Annotated in this window: 13 protein-coding genes; 7 read left to right on the top strand and 6 right to left on the bottom strand. The window is 58.9% G+C overall.

Features of this window, described 5'->3' with window-relative positions; translation table 11 throughout:
• Positions 1-150 precede the first annotated feature (150 nt).
• Positions 151-1464: an NAD-dependent dihydropyrimidine dehydrogenase subunit PreA gene (gene preA / locus E1297_RS09460; protein WP_155137122.1), complete on the bottom strand. Its 1314-nt coding sequence runs from the start codon at positions 1462-1464 to the stop codon at positions 151-153.
• A 26-nt stretch (positions 1465-1490) separates the two neighbouring features.
• Entirely contained in the window at positions 1491-2846 is a 1356-nt protein-coding gene (locus E1297_RS09455) for an NAD(P)-dependent oxidoreductase (RefSeq protein WP_155137119.1), read from the bottom strand.
• Positions 2847-3379: 533 nt separating this feature from the next.
• Between E1297_RS09455 and xylB the strand changes: the two genes are divergently transcribed.
• From xylB to E1297_RS09425, 6 genes are all read left to right on the top strand, one after another.
• Positions 3380-4828: a xylulokinase gene (gene xylB, locus E1297_RS09450; protein ID WP_155137117.1), complete on the top strand. Its 1449-nt coding sequence runs from the start codon at positions 3380-3382 to the stop codon at positions 4826-4828.
• A gap of 247 nt (positions 4829-5075) precedes the next feature.
• Positions 5076-5999: a hypothetical protein gene (locus E1297_RS09445; RefSeq protein WP_155137114.1), complete on the top strand. Its 924-nt coding sequence runs from the start codon at positions 5076-5078 to the stop codon at positions 5997-5999.
• Between the two features lie 165 nt (positions 6000-6164).
• Positions 6165-6884: a trehalose-phosphatase gene (gene otsB, locus E1297_RS09440; protein WP_155137111.1), complete on the top strand. Its 720-nt coding sequence runs from the start codon at positions 6165-6167 to the stop codon at positions 6882-6884.
• A 30-nt stretch (positions 6885-6914) separates the two neighbouring features.
• Complete coding sequence (locus tag E1297_RS09435; RefSeq protein ID WP_155137108.1) at positions 6915-8723, top strand: glycoside hydrolase family 15 protein; 1809 nt, start codon at positions 6915-6917, stop codon at positions 8721-8723.
• 29 nt (positions 8724-8752) lie between these two features.
• Complete coding sequence (locus tag E1297_RS09430; RefSeq protein ID WP_155137105.1) at positions 8753-10132, top strand: trehalose-6-phosphate synthase; 1380 nt, start codon at positions 8753-8755, stop codon at positions 10130-10132.
• A 109-nt stretch (positions 10133-10241) separates the two neighbouring features.
• Positions 10242-10523 (top strand): hypothetical protein, encoded by a 282-nt coding sequence (locus tag E1297_RS09425; RefSeq protein WP_155137102.1) that lies wholly within the window; start codon positions 10242-10244, stop codon positions 10521-10523.
• 10 nt (positions 10524-10533) lie between these two features.
• On the opposite strand, the gene E1297_RS09420 is transcribed toward E1297_RS09425, so the two are convergent.
• The 3 genes from E1297_RS09420 to E1297_RS09410 are packed head-to-tail and all read right to left on the bottom strand — an operon-like array spanning position 10534 to position 12807.
• Positions 10534-10674: a DUF2256 domain-containing protein gene (locus E1297_RS09420; RefSeq protein ID WP_155137129.1), complete on the bottom strand. Its 141-nt coding sequence runs from the start codon at positions 10672-10674 to the stop codon at positions 10534-10536.
• 2 nt (positions 10675-10676) lie between these two features.
• Complete coding sequence (locus E1297_RS09415; RefSeq protein WP_155137099.1) at positions 10677-12242, bottom strand: FAD-binding domain-containing protein; 1566 nt, start codon at positions 12240-12242, stop codon at positions 10677-10679.
• Positions 12243-12297: 55 nt separating this feature from the next.
• Positions 12298-12807 carry an MmcB family DNA repair protein gene (locus E1297_RS09410; protein WP_155137096.1) on the bottom strand — a complete coding sequence of 170 codons (510 nt, stop codon included), beginning with the start codon at positions 12805-12807 and terminating at the stop codon, positions 12298-12300.
• 211 nt (positions 12808-13018) lie between these two features.
• On the opposite strand from E1297_RS09410, the gene E1297_RS09405 reads away from it, so the two are divergent.
• Positions 13019-13501 (top strand): hypothetical protein, encoded by a 483-nt coding sequence (locus tag E1297_RS09405; RefSeq protein ID WP_209015725.1) that lies wholly within the window; start codon positions 13019-13021, stop codon positions 13499-13501.
• On the opposite strand, the gene E1297_RS09400 is transcribed toward E1297_RS09405, so the two are convergent.
• On the bottom strand, positions 13485-14676 hold a 1192-nt coding region (locus tag E1297_RS09400; RefSeq protein ID WP_209015724.1), incomplete at its 5' end, for a hypothetical protein. The two genes, E1297_RS09405 and E1297_RS09400, sit on opposite strands and share 17 nt — an antisense overlap.

Raw genomic sequence — 14676 nt, 5'->3', positions numbered from 1 at the left:
GACGGATGATGGGAAGGTGAGGGCGTTGCCTGATCAATCCGGCTATCTGCGGAGGCCTTTTGACAGTCCGCTCGTGGCTTGGAGTTTTAAAAACGCAGCAGGTGGGTCTGCTGCGTTTTCCATGGCATTGCCCGCTTTGCTGGCCGGGTCTTACTCCGCTGCCTCGCGCACGGCCATCGGATTGTTCGGGTGCGTGGTCCAGTTGGCGTAGTCGGCCTCGACCGGCTTTTTCGTGCGCGGATCGATCGACCCCGCGGCCATCGGCTCCATGGTGATGCAGTCTTCCACCGGGCAGACACTGACGCACAGGTTGCAGCCGACACATTCGTCGTCGAGCACCTCGAACATGCGTTCGCCATTGACCATGTTGGTGATCGCCTGATGCGAGGTGTCCTCGCAGGCAATGTGGCACCGGCCGCACTTGATGCAGAGATCCTGATTGATCTTTGCCTTGGCGATGTAGTTCAGATTGAGGTGCTGCCAGTCGGAGCAGTTCGGCACCGCCCTGCCGACAAACTGGTCGATCCGGTCGTATCCGGCGGTTTCCATCCAGTCCCTCAGGCCCTCGATCATGTCCTGAACCACCTTGAAGCCATAAGTCATGGCCGCGGTGCAGACCTGAACGGAGCCTGCGCCAAGCGCCATGAACTCGGCCGCATCCCGCCAGGTGGTGACGCCGCCAATGCCGGAAATCGGCAGTCCGTGGGTCGCCGGATCCCTTGCGATTTCGGCGACCATGTTGAGCGCAATCGGCTTGACCGCCGGTCCGCAATAGCCGCCATGGGCGCCCTTGCCGTCCACGGTCGGTGTCGGGGCCATCATGTCGAGATCGACACCGACGATGGAGTTGATCGTGTTGATCAGGGACACCGCGTCGGCACCGCCTGCCTTGGCGGCCTGTGCGGGCTTGCGGATGTCGGTGATGTTCGGCGTGAGCTTGACGATCACCGGCATGCGGCTGTGCTTTTTGCACCAGCGGGTGACCATTTCGATATATTCCGGAACCTGGCCGACCGCCGATCCCATGCCGCGCTCGCTCATGCCGTGCGGACAACCGAAATTGAGCTCGATGCCGTCGGCCCCGGTTTCCTCGACGCGCTTGAGAATGCTGATCCAGTTCTCTTCCTCGCAAGGCACCATCAGCGAGACGACCATCGCCCGGTCGGGCCAGTCACGCTTGACCCGCTTGATTTCCTGAAGGTTGACCTCCAGCGGCCGGTCGGTGATCAGCTCGATGTTGTTGAAGCCGAGCAGCTGCCGGTCCTTGCCATGGATCGCGCCGTAACGCGGGCCGTTGACATTGACGACCGCCGGGTCTTCCCCGAGCGTTTTCCACACAACGCCGCCCCAACCGGCCTGAAAGGCGCGGACAACATTGTATTCCTTGTCGGTTGGCGGGGCCGAGGCAAGCCAGAACGGGTTGGGCGACTTGATGCCGACAAAATCTGTGCGCAGATCAACCATGACGGGATCTCCTTGAAGTAAAACGGTCAGGCGCTGAGCGCGGAATGGATCGAGGCGGCGGCAATCTTGCCGTCTTCCACGGCGGCCACGGTCAGGTCGTCGCCACCAAGGACACAGTCACCGCCGGCCCATACATCCGCGAGGCTGGTCTTGCGGTCGGCATCGACGACAATCCGGCCCTTTTCGATCCGGATGTTCGGGCTGGAGCCATTGAGGTCGGCGGGAACCAGCGCCTGTCCGACCGCCTTGAACACCATGTCGGCCTCAAGCGTGAGGGTTTCGCCGGTGCCCTTCAGCTGGCCATTGTCATCCTGCGTGCGTTCCAGTTCGACCGCCTCGACATGGCCGTTTGACGCAATCAGCGTTTTCGGCTGCGCCCAGGTCAGGATCTTGACGCCGTTGGTCTGGGCCAGATACTGTTCGTACTCGCTCGCATTCATCCGCTCCTGACCGCGCCGGTAGGCGATGGTGACGTCTTCGGCTCCGAGCAGCTTCGTCTGAACGGCAATGTCGACCGCCGTCATGCCGCCACCGATCACCACGACCTTGCGGCCGACGGGCAGGGTGGCATAGTCGTCGGCCTGGCGCAGGCCGGCAATGAAATCGACCGCGTCCAGAACGCCGTCCTTGGCCTCGTTTTCAAGGCCGAGCGCATTGACGCCGCCAAGGCCGATGCCGAGAAAGACCGCATCATATTGCGTTCGCAGCTCCGAAAGCTGAACGGTTTCGCCAAGCTTTGAGCCGGTTTTCAGCGTGATCCCGCCAATCGACAGCACAAACGCCACTTCGCGGGCCGCAAAATTGTCCACCGACTTGTAGCTTGCGATACCATACTCGTTGAGGCCGCCGGGCTTCTCGTTGGCGTCGAACAGGTCGATGTCATGGCCTTCGACGGCAAGTGCATGGGCGCAAGCAAGACCTGCGGGACCGGCGCCAACCACCGCGACCTTCTTGCCGGTCGGGCTTTTGCGCGTATAGGGCGTTGTCTCCCGGCTGGCCATGAAATGATCGGTGGCATAGCGCTGGAGCTGGCCGATCTTTACCGGTTTGCCTTCGGCAACCTCGCGTACGCAGACCTGTTCGCACAGGGTTTCGGTCGGGCACACACGGGCGCACATGCCGCCGAGAATGTTCTGGTCGTAGATGGTCTTGGCCGAGCCGGTCGGGTTGCCGGTGGAAATCTGGCGGATGAATTGCGGGATGTCGATGCTGGTCGGGCAGGCCTGCACACAGGGCGCATCGTAGCAGAAATAGCAGCGGTCGGCTTCGACGCTGGCCTCGTGCGGCGCGAGCAGCGGGTGCAGGTCGGAAAAGTTCCGCTCGTATTCGGATGCACTGAGGCGGCCCGGTTTCACATCGGGAGCAGTGTTTGACTCGGTCATTTTTGACCTCCGGAAGGACTGGCGATTCTTGTTGTTTGGCGCCGCTTTCTTTTTGACGAAGAGACTACCTCGAGGCATTGGAGAAAAATTTGAACAATTAGTCAAATATTTTTGGAGGCGAAAAAATATGATTGTATTTCTCTTGTTTTAAAAATGTTTTTTCTCAATCGCTTACCGGCCGGTGCGGGGATGATTAAATTATATACAAGCCTTAAAACTGGACGGTTTCTGTCAGAGGTTAAGAGAGGGATCTCACTGGAAGCGCCGGGAAAGATCAGGCCAACAGTCCCGGATCAGCATCAAGGGCTGGCGTCCGGTTTCCTCAAGGCGTCCAGTTAGAGGCGCAGGCGATGAACCGGACACCGGATCCTGTTTTGGAAATGAAGCGGGTGAAACTTGAGGATGAATACACTTTAAAAGTGTATTTTATTGATTTTGGTTACCACTGATTTTATAGGGTGCAGAGGCTTGCCATGCGATCGCACCTTGAAAATGATCTGCGACGGGACGGCCAAACACAAAGGACACGGTCGATGTATGTTGGACTTGATCTTGGAACCAGCTCTGTCAAAGCGGTTCTGATCGACGAACTCCAGCAAGTGGTTGGATCTGCCGGTGTGGAGCTGAGCGTTGCGCGCCCATATGACGGTTGGTCGGAGCAGGATCCGGAGAGCTGGTGGCAGGCAGCCTTGGAAGCGGTGGATAGCCTGAAGGCCCATCACCCGAAACAGATGGCCGGGCTCAAGGCAATCGGTCTGTCCGGCCAGATGCATGGGGCGACCCTGCTCGGGAGTGACGACAGGCCGCTTCGGCCCTGCATGCTCTGGAACGATGTCCGTGCGGCCAAACAATGCGCCGAGCTTCAGCGTGCCGAGCCCGCTTTTAATGCCCGTGGCGGAAATCTGGTCATGCCGGGCTTCACGGCGCCCAAGGTTCAGTGGGTCCGCGAACGCGAGCCCGATGTCTTTGCTGCCATCTCCAAAGTGCTTCTGCCCAAGGACTACATTCGCCTGAAGCTGACGGGCGATCATGCCAGCGACATGTCCGACAGTTCCGGCACGCTTTGGCTGGATGTGGCCAGGAGGGACTGGGATGACGCCCTGTTGGCCGCAACGGGGCTGGACAGAAGCCATATGCCGCGGCTGGTCGAGGGAACGGAGATTTCCGGCACGCTGCTGCCCGGGTTGTGCCGGAGATGGGGGATATCGGGTACGCCGGTGATTGCAGGCGGTGCGGGCGACAATGCCGCCGCGGCTTGCGGCATCGGAGCGGTCACCCCGGGATCGGCATTCATGTCGCTCGGCACATCCGGAGTGCTGTTTGCCACCAACGACCGGTTTTCGCCCAACATCGCCGATGGTGTCCATGCGATGTGCCATGCGTTGCCTGGAACATGGCATCAGATGGGGGTGATTCTGTCCGCAACCGACAGTCTCAACTGGCTCGCGGATGTGCTGAAGATGAGCCCCGCCGGATTGACCGGGAGCCTCCGTGACGTGGAAGCGCCTGCCGATGTCCTGTTCCTGCCCTATCTCGGCGGCGAGCGAACGCCGCACAATGATGCGGACATCCGGGGCGCTTTTTGTGGTCTGTCTCATAACTCTGATGAGGCAGGTCTGACTCACGCCGTACTCGATGGTGTGGCCTTTGCCTTGAGGGACTGCAAGAGGGCGCTGGAAGTGGGAGGCACGTCTATCGACCGGCTGACGGTTGTTGGTGGCGGCTCGAATTCGGGTATCTGGTTGAAAATCATAGCGAATGTTCTGAAGTGCCCCGTTGAGCTGCCCGAAGATGGAAGTATTGGAGCGGCAATGGGCGCAGCGCGGCTCGGCCAGGTGGCCGCCGGGCAATCGGTGTCCCGCGTTTTTGCGGCGCCGAATGTTTTAAAGGTGATTGAACCGGAGCCAGAACTGGCCGAGGCATACGAGGCGGCCTACCAGAGATGGTTGCGGTTTTATCCTGCTGTTAAAAGTATATATTGACGATATCTATAAGTATTTATTGTATATTGTTTCCTTATATTAAATATTATGCGAGTGATAATTGTTTTTATTTATTTATATTTTTATTCAAATTGGAGTGCTTGGTTTATTGTAAAATACTATTATGACAAAAATTTAATTTTTCTAATTTGTAAATCTTTGTATTCCGGCAAAAGAAAAACTGTCGTTGTGTTTGCGGGATGTGGTTCAATCTCGGGTTTGGGCGTCAATAGGAGGTAAGTTTCGGGTGTCTGATATTGCAGTGGGCTCACAAGTATATACGTATTTCTATGTTCCTAACTCCCAGCAAAATGCAAGTGATGATGAAGCTGATATCGGTTCTGTATTAAGGTTGGGGGAGTACTCGGATCTTGAAGAATCGGCATGTGAGTCAGGGCTTCTGGAAAGTTACTATCCTTCACAGCTTTTCACGGATGAAGACTCCGATTCATCGGCTGCTCTTGAAAACGCCTCTGGTGGAGGAAGTGGGATACTGATGGCATGCGATGGTCGGATCCTGATCAAATCAGGGGAAAAAATGTACGTCGAAACGGGGGATTTCCATCAAAGAGCCGATGGGAAATATGAACTCGAAATTGACGACACAATGGCTATCAGCGTGGACGGTCAAATAGACTTAATTTCATCGAATGGTGACATAAATATTTTGGCGGAAAGCAAAAAGGATATCACGGTCAAGTCGAGTGGAAATGTATCTGTTTCTGGGTCAAAGGCGGATTTCAATTTCCTCGGCGAGACAATGTATATCAATCAGAGTGATACAAGGTCTCTTACCTATGGAACGGACATCAAGATGTCTTTGGGGGCCTCTTTGGGATTTACGGGGAGCACATCTCTGGACATGAAGGCTGCCGCATCCATGGCGATTACACTTGGGTTTGCAATCAGTTTGAACACATGGACGATTTCCTGGACGAAGTGGCAAACCAGTCTCAAGGATATGTATTACAAGGCAGTCGGACTTAAAATTGAGTCCAATGCAACCAAGACTGAGTTGAATGCGTTGCAGTCACAGGTAAATTCTCTAGAAAGTAAATTGAGCAATATTTCTGTTGCCAACAATACTGTGGCAGTGAACAGTTCCGGTGTTAATGTGGGGCGAAGCAGTATTTCCGTATCTGCTTCGGAGTGCTTTAACGCAGTCTTTTGAGCTTGTGACTGTTTGGGTGCCTGAATGCGAGTGCTGTGGCAAGACCGCGGCACACATCTCGTGTTGAAGTGGCGCGGAGTGAAACCCGTCAAAAAAACCTTGCGCCAAAGCGCTTAAATTGTTTGGTGTAGCGCCCGATGACAGCTTCAGGCTTCAAGGGATTCGATGACCGACCTTCCGCACCTCTCTCCGGACATGGCCCTGTTTCTGGATTTCGACGGGACCCTGGTGGAGATCGCGCCGAGCCCGGAAATGGTGGCCGTGCGCCCCGAAACCATTGTCTATCTGCAGCGGCAGCTTGAAGAGCTGGAGGGGGCGCTTGCTGTCGTGTCCGGCCGCCCGATAATGGAAATTGATCATTTTCTGGCGCCGCTCCAGCTTGCAGCGGCCGGTCTTCATGGTCTTGAACATCGCTATCGCGCAGGGGGCGAACTCCGCCGCGACCCGCCGGGTGCTGAAATCCTGCAGCTCAAGCAGGAGATCTCGGCGTCCGGTCTTTTGGGAAACGGCGTGTTTCTGGAAGACAAGGGCGTTGCCGTTGCCGTTCATTTCCGCGCAGCGCCTGACAAGGCCGGGGAGATCACGGATTTCCTTGAAACCCAGATCCGTTCCCTGCCCGATCTGCATCTGTTGCAAGGCAAGATGGTTGTCGAGGCCAAGCCGGACACCCAGGACAAGGGCAAGGCCGTTGCCGGTTTTCTGGATCTCGATGCGTTCAGGGACCGTCTGCCGGTGTTTCTCGGAGATGATGTCACCGATGAGGACGGCATGGCCGCCGTCCAGGCGGCGGGCGGATTTGGCATCAAGGTCGGAGAAGGTGACACTTGCGCCCAATTCCGTCTTGCAGATGTGGCGGCTGTACACCGTTGGCTCGCCGGGCAATAATCAAACCACGTTTCGGAGTCTGTTTGTCATATGGGCTGGATATCCCCGGTTTCGGAAAAACAATCCCTCGACCTTGCCATGATCGGCAATTGTTCGATTGCCGGTCTCATCGACAAGATGGGCGCCATTCAGTGGTGTTGCCTGCCGCGTTTTGACGGCGATCCGGTGTTTCATGCGCTGTTGGGCACCAATGGCGAAGCGGGCGACGGTGCATTCTCCATTGAACTCAGCGGCGCGGCCCGCTCCGAGCAGGAATATGTGCCGAACACGGCGATTGTGAAAACGCGCGTTTTCGACGGACAGGGAAATGCCATCGAAATCACGGACTTTGCGCCGCGCTTCACCACCAAGGGCCGGATGTTCCGGCCGAATGCAATCGTGCGGCGTGTCCGTCCCCTGTCCGGCCATCCGCGCATCCGGGTGCGCTGCCGTCCCCGCTTTGCCTGGGGCAGCCGCGTTCCGGACATGACCTTCGGATCCAACCATGTGCGCTGGGTCGGCAACGGCACCACGCTGCGCATGACGACGAATGCGTCGGTGACCTTTGTGCGCAATGAAACACCGTTCCTGCTCGACGGGCCGGTATCGTTCTATCTGGGGCCGGATGAATCGCTCACCGATCATCCGGAGCGGGTCTGCCGGGATTTCGAGGAAAACACCGAGACCTACTGGAAACACTGGACAAGGCGGCTGTCCTTGCCGCTCGAATATCAGGATGCGGTGATCCGGGCGGCCATCACGTTGAAACTGTGCACCTACGAGGAAACCGGTGCCATCATTGCGGCCGCGACCACGTCCATCCCGGAAGCCCACAACACCGAGCGCAACTGGGACTACCGTTATTGCTGGCTGCGGGATGCCTTTTTCGTTATCCGGGCGCTGAATTCGCTCTCCGAAATGGAGACGATGGAGAACTATCTGCGCTACCTGAACAATATCGCAGCCGTGACCGATGGCGGTCACGTTCAGCCGCTGTTCGGCATCGGTCTGGAAGAAAGGCTGGTCGAGGAGATAGTCGAACTGCCCGGCTACCGGGGCAACGGGCCGGTGCGTGTCGGCAATCAGGCCTACGAGCATTTCCAGCATGATGTTTATGGGAATATCGTGCTGGGCGCGGCACAGGCCTATTTCGACAAGCGTCTGTTGCACCAGCCGGGTCTGGAGGATTTCCGGCGGCTGGAACAGGTTGGCGAGCGCGCCTACGCCATGCATGACCAGCCGGATGCGGGCATGTGGGAACTTCGGACCCGTGCCCGCGTTCATACCTCGTCCTCGCTGATGTGCTGGGCGGCCTGCGACCGGCTGGCGAAAATCGCCCAGCAGTTCGGATTGAAGGATCGGGCGAACTACTGGCACGGCCGGGCCTATGAGATCCATGCGGTCATTTGCGAGCGCGGCTGGAATGCGGAGGTCGGCGCGTTTGTAGAGAGTTTTGAAGGCTCGGACCTCGATGCGGGTCTCCTGCTCATGGCCGAGGTCGGTTTTTTGCCGGCGAAGGATCCGAGGTTCATCCAGACCGTCGACAAGATCGGCGCACATCTCCGGCGCGGCAATCATCTGTTCCGCTACCATGCGGCGGACGATTTCGGGAAACCGGAAAATGCGTTCAACATCTGTACGTTCTGGTACATTGATGCACTGGCGCGAATCGGACGGAAAGACGAAGCGCGGGAGATCTACGAAACGATGCTCTCCTGCCGCAACCATGTGGGGCTCCTGTCGGAAGACACGACACCGTCCTCGGGCGAGCTTTGGGGCAACTTCCCCCAGACCTATTCCATGGTTGGCATCATCAACGGGGCGGTTCGCCTCAGCGCGGGTTGGGAAAGCGTTATCTGACCCGCGCACAGCACAAATGGAGAGTATGAATGGGGCGCCTCGTCGTCGTATCGAATCGTGTGGGACCACTGAAAGATACGGGGCGGGCCGGCGGACTGGCAGTCGGTCTGGTCGATGCGTTGACCAAGACAGGCGGGATCTGGTTCGGCTGGAGCGGTGATGTGTCTGACGAAGGCACGTTCGGTCCGTTCAAGAAGCAGAAATCGCGCTCCGTGCAGATGATCCAGGTCGACATGACCCAGGCGGATTATGATCTGTTTTACGCAGGCTACGCCAACCGTACCCTGTGGCCGGTGATGCATTACCGGCTGGATCTTGCGGTCTTCGACCGCCGCTACGAGCAGGGCTATCGCTATGTCAACGAGCGCCTGGCATCGCGCCTGCGGCCATTGATCGAACCCGATGACACGATCTGGGTGCATGACTATCACTTTCTGACCATGGCCGCGAGTTTGCGGAACATGGGCATCAAGAATCCGCTGGCCTTCTTCATGCACATCCCGTTCCCGGCCCCGGAAATCCTGGCAGCCCTTCCCAACGCGGCATCGATTGTCCGGGCGATGATGGCCTATGACCTTCTGGGCTTCCAGACCGAACGGGATGCCGACAATTTCCGCCGGTTTGCGGTTGAGGAAATCGGGGCGGCGGATCTCGGTGATGGAAAAATCAGATACGGCAACCACGAAACCATCGTCCGGGCCTATCCGATCGGGATTGATGCCGATGCCTTCGCCCGGTTCGCCATCTCGCCGGAGGCCCGGCGGCACATGGCCCGTCTTGAAAAACTGCTCGGCGGGCGCCAGCAGATGATCGGCGTCGACCGGATCGACTACTCGAAAGGCCTGCCGGAGCGGTTCCGCGCCTATGAACGCCTTCTGGAGGACTATCCGGAAAACCGGGGCCAGCTGTCGATGATGCAGATTGCGCCGCCATCGCGCGCCGAACTTGATGCCTATATTGATATCCGCCGGGAGCTGGACGAGATGACTGGCCATGTCAACGGCCGCTTTGCCGATATCGACTGGACCCCGATCCGGTTTCTGACCAAGTCGTTTCCGCGCAAGGTGCTGTCCGGGATCTACCGGGTAAGCCGTATCGGGCTGGTCACCCCCTTGCGCGACGGCATGAACCTTGTGGCCAAGGAATATATCGCAGCCCAACGTGCCGAGGATCCGGGTGTTCTGGTCTTGTCCCGGTTTGCTGGTGCCGCCTCTGAGATGAAGGAAGCGGTGATCGTCAATCCGCATTCGGCAGAGGAAGTGGCAGCCGGCATCCAGTCGGCGATCACCATGCCGCTCGACGAAAGGCGGGACCGCTGGCAGGCCATGTTCGACAGACTGTGCCAAAACGATGCCATCGCATGGTCCAATGCCATCATGGCCGATGTGCGGACGGTGAAGCCCAACTAAACGGATGATGGCTCCGGAGGCTGATGGCCCCGGCTTGCGCTCCGGCTCCAAAAATTGATAAGGCGTGGCTTGCAACTTTATATTGATTTGACGTGGAAGGACCGCCCTGATGTTTTTTGTCGAAAAGAGACCGAACATTGCTGTTCGGGTCTTTCATGCCTGTGGGGTCGTTTCGCTGGTCTTGACCGTGATCACGAGCGTTTTCATCACGATTTATGCTCTGATGAACCCCTTGATCATGGCAGCAATGCTGGGCTCCGTTCTCATGAGCCTGCTTTTCGGCCTTGTGACAGGCATGGGCTTCATTGCGGTTGCGCAGATCATGTACTACCTGCGCATGAACCACGAGATCCTGAAGGACATGGCGGCCCGGCAAACACCGTCCGCATGATCCTGAGCCATCAACGGACCTTGAGATACTTGCGGCACCTCTGCGAGCAATAGCGGACATCCTCCCAGACACGGGCCCATTTCTTGCGCCAGAAAAAGGGTCTGCCGCACGCGGCACAGGTTTTTTGGGGCAGATCGGATTTGCGGCGCATTTTCATGAATCCAATCCGAACAGGTCCGGTTGGTTGCCATCGGCGGGACGTTTGCGCGGGCGGCGGGTTCTGGTCTGGCCGCGCATGGCGAGACCGCTTTTCCGGCTGCCATGTTTGGTCTGGATGGACCGGGCATCTTGCCGGAAATCGGCGCCTTGGCGCACGCCCCAGACCTTGTCGCGGGCAGCCCTTGCCGCACTCAGGTGATCGGCAATCGGGAAGGGATAGGATTTGCCGAGCACCTGACCGGCATTGTCCGCCTTCCACGGCTCGTGAATGTGTTTCGGGGCAATGCCGCGCAGTTCCGGCAGCCAGGTGCGGACAAAACACCCGTCCGGGTCCTGATCCTTTCCCTGTTTCACCGGGTTGTAGATCCGAACCGTGTTGATGCCGGTGGTGCCGGACTGCATCTGGACCTGCGGCCAGTGGATGCCGGGTTCGTAGTCGGTGAAAAGCCGGGCCAGATGCAGGCCGGGCTGGCGCCAGTCGAGCCACAGATGATAGCTGGAAACCGCAACCAGCATGGCCCGCATGCGAAAATTCATCCAGCCGGTTGCCGCAAGAGCCCGCATGCAGGCATCGACAAAGGGCAGGCCGGTTTCACCGCGCTGCCATGCGGCAAGGCGCTCCGCATCCGGCGCGCCGGGCCGCAAGCCGTCATAGGCCGGGTGCAGGTTTTCAAATTCCAGATTTGGCGCGTCTTCAAGCTTTTGCATGAAGTGGCAGTGCCAATGAAGACGGCCGGAAAACGAGCGCAAGGCCGCCTGCCATTTCCCCTTTGGGGACCCGGGAGGTTGCCGTTTCAGCTCCTGCTGCCGGGCCCGGGTTGCCTGTGCGGCTTCGCGCATGGACATCGTGCCCCAGGCAAGATGCGGCGAAATCCGCGAGCAGGCTTCAAAGGCCAGAACGGGCGTCGCCATCGCCGCCCGGTAGGAGCCACCGCGCTCATGGAGAAAACTGTAGAGCGTTTGTTCGGCAGCCCTCCGCCCGCCGGTCTGGCGCGCCGGGCAGGGATCGGGTGCAAGGCCGAGGTCCCGGCCGCTTGGGAACCCGCCGGGGTCTATTGCGGGAAGTGGCGGCAGCGGAGCCGGGTCGCAAACCGCCTCCGCCATGAAGCGGTCCCACTTCCCGGCCCAGCCATCACGGTTTTTCAGGCGCCGGATCACGCCGGTCTGGCGCAGTTCATGCCATGGGATGCTGCGGTCCAGGCACCAGTCCTTGAGCGCGAGATCCCGCAGGTAGGTCCAGCGGTTGCCGGTTTCCTCATGCGACCACAGCCCGCCAATCGAAAACTGCCTGGAGAACTTGTCCAGCACCTGACGGATGTCGCCCTTGCGGACAATCAGGGGCTGGCCGAGTGCTGCGAGATCCGCACGCAGACTTCCAAGGCATTCCCGGACAAAGTCCAAATGCCGGCCCGACATGTCCGCTTGCGCCCAAAGCTCCGGTTCGAAGACAAACAGCGGCAGGACGGCGCCATGTCTTGCGGCAAGGGTCAGGGGCGCGTGATCTTGAACCCTCAAGTCCCGCTTGAACCAAACAATCTGGATTTCGGGCCGTTCCACCATGCTGTCCGCTCATTAAATGTCGGATCTTTCTACGCATCGGCGCCCGGATGGATTGTTAAAGCCCTTCGAACAGGCGGCGTGAATCCGGGTCGGTCAGATCATGCAGTTTCAACGCCGCAGACCGGGCAAAGCGCAAGGTCACGGCCTTGCGCGTGGCGGCTGCGAGCTTGTGTTCAGGCGCATCGCGCAGGATTTCGGCGCCAAAGCCGTCGGAGACGATCAGCCCGGCGTCTTCTGGAAAAATGTCAGCCGGAACATCCGGATGGGTCGCAAAAAACAGACGGTCGCAATGCTGCCGGTAATCGGGCCATTTGCCGTCGGCGCGCAGGTCGGCAATCGAGGATTTGACCTCGACAATCCAGAGTTCGTGCCTGGGGCCAAGGGCGAGCAGATCGGCCCGCCGGCCGGAGGCAAGCGTCAGTTCCGGCAGGCAGGCAAATCCGGCCCCGCGCAGAAGCCGGGCGGTCCCCCGCCAGATGCGGGCAGCCATCTCGGACTGGCGTCCGTCGGCGAGCGGATCATCCAGCTGGATCCGGTTGGAGCATAAGGAAACAGGATCGGTCATGAATTACATGTTCTATATTTGTTCACAAAATGCAAGTCGGATCGCGGGAACAGAGCTTTGTCCGCTTGCGCTTATGATCAAGGCGCATGCATCTCGTGATCGAAAAGACACGGGTGCCTGCCAGATTGGTTGCAGCAATGATCTGCCGTTGCGAATGTTCATGATCTGTCTCAATCTGCGCTGATCGGATTGGAGCTCGGGAGGGCAAAGCGTGTCTTTGCGCCAAGTGATTTGCGTGTGTCTGGCTTGGGCTGCTGGTTTTGCGGCGCTGCCGGCGCATGCTGCCAAAGGCGACCGGCAGGTGGACTTGCCGCGGGTGTCACCCCTTCTTGAAGGCCGGGTTCTCGAATTGCGGTTCCCCGAAACCGCCGAAGGGATCTGGGTGCGCCGGGATTTCGAGTGTGCGGACATCACCCGTATTCATGACGCGCCCCCGGGCTCGGTTGTTGCGATCTACAGGGGGCTGTTTGAAACACCCGGCCAGATTTGTCAGGTCTATGGCGCGGAACAAGGGGCTGCCAATGCTCAAAGGGCAGCCATGAACTGCATGCGCGACGATGGCGGGTCGGCGCTGGGTCTGGTCACGCTTCGTCCACGCGGTTCATCGGTGCTTCTTGTTCAGGACGGCGACCTGCCGCCGGTTGCCTATCGGTTTTGCCGGCCGATAAGGCCGGTTCTCATCCCGCAGGATTGATTTCCGGAGCCAGTTCGAGCCGAAGTGTTGCCGCAAGGTCGCGCATTTTCGCATCCTCGGGAAACCGCCGCACCGTTTCCAGAAGCAGTGTTCGGGCGTCGTTGAGCCGGTTAAGCGCTATCAGGTTTTCGATCCGGAACAATGGCAGCTGTTTGCGCCAGCGTTTGGGCAAGGTGTGCAAAACGGGCGTATCGGCAATGAGGCGCTCGGCCTGTTCGGCAATCGAAAGCGCACCTTGAAGGTCTCCATTTCGTCCGGCAGCCCGTGCTGCCAGCATCATCATGCCGGGGTTCTCGGGGTACCCGGGCAGGTGCTGCAAGTCGTCTGGTGCAATCCGATGCCCTGCCGCCAGACGTTCTCCGAGCAGGCCGAATTGTGCAAGGGGGGCGGGGTCAAGGGCGGCAATCAGCTGTTTTGAACCAAGCTCGGCCGCAGGATCCCGGTCGAATGTCCTGGTCAGCCGCCGGATGATATTCAGGCTGTAGAGATGATCATGGCTGGCATGGGACGACCAGAGCGTGTGCATACAGGCACCGGTCAGCCGCTCTTGTGCCAGAACCGCGTTTTGGGCGTCGACGGGGTCGCAGATGCCGAAGAAGCAATGGACCGGATAGGGATGGGGCCCGGACAGCACCTGAATGGACAGAGCCGCCTCAGGAATTCCGGAAGCCGCACTCTGGCTACCGGGTCTCCCCAGGTCGAGTTCGGGCCCAAAGGCATAGATCGTGCCGTCCCGCCGCCGCAGGCCCGTTGCGAGGGCGCCATATCCGCCCATGGACGAGCCGTAATAGATGATCCGCTCGGGATTGGTGCGTGCGATGGCGCTTGTGACGGCGGCGTCGATCCTGTCGTCGAGGCCAAGATACCAGCCGTTTCCGGGATCATTGAGAAAAAGGCAGGCGTGCCGGGTGCGTTCAAACAGGCGCGACAGGCCGAACTTTCCCGCCGGAACGCGGACCTGCGAGAACACAATCACCAGCGTCGCGCCGGGCCGGGGCAGCAACTGCGTGCGCAGCCGGTCATGTGTGTCTGACAAGGTCTGTTCGGTCATGCTTGTGAGCAATACCGGTTCCAGATCACGCTGCCAATTGGCAGAGGGTGGATTCATCCGCGACGGGCAACAAGGCAACGGCCAAGTTCTGTTGGCCATAAGGGATTGAGTGTCAAGGGTTGGA

The sequence above is a fragment of the Roseibium sp. RKSG952 genome, assembly GCF_009711355.1.
The sequence above is the reverse complement of the archived record's forward strand: the minus strand, read 5'-3'. Positions and strand labels throughout refer to the sequence as shown.

Coding starts and splice junctions, on each gene's coding strand:
- preA (WP_155137122.1), bottom strand. CDS start 1,464: ATGGTTGATCTGCGCACAGATTTTGTCGGCATCAAGTCGCCCAACCCG.
- E1297_RS09455 (WP_155137119.1), bottom strand. CDS start 2,846: ATGACCGAGTCAAACACTGCTCCCGATGTGAAACCGGGCCGCCTCAGT.
- xylB (WP_155137117.1), top strand. CDS start 3,380: ATGTATGTTGGACTTGATCTTGGAACCAGCTCTGTCAAAGCGGTTCTG.
- otsB (WP_155137111.1), top strand. CDS start 6,165: ATGACCGACCTTCCGCACCTCTCTCCGGACATGGCCCTGTTTCTGGAT.
- E1297_RS09435 (WP_155137108.1), top strand. CDS start 6,915: ATGGGCTGGATATCCCCGGTTTCGGAAAAACAATCCCTCGACCTTGCC.
- E1297_RS09430 (WP_155137105.1), top strand. CDS start 8,753: ATGGGGCGCCTCGTCGTCGTATCGAATCGTGTGGGACCACTGAAAGAT.
- E1297_RS09425 (WP_155137102.1), top strand. CDS start 10,242: ATGTTTTTTGTCGAAAAGAGACCGAACATTGCTGTTCGGGTCTTTCAT.
- E1297_RS09420 (WP_155137129.1), bottom strand. CDS start 10,674: ATGCGCCGCAAATCCGATCTGCCCCAAAAAACCTGTGCCGCGTGCGGC.
- E1297_RS09415 (WP_155137099.1), bottom strand. CDS start 12,242: ATGGTGGAACGGCCCGAAATCCAGATTGTTTGGTTCAAGCGGGACTTG.
- E1297_RS09410 (WP_155137096.1), bottom strand. CDS start 12,807: ATGACCGATCCTGTTTCCTTATGCTCCAACCGGATCCAGCTGGATGAT.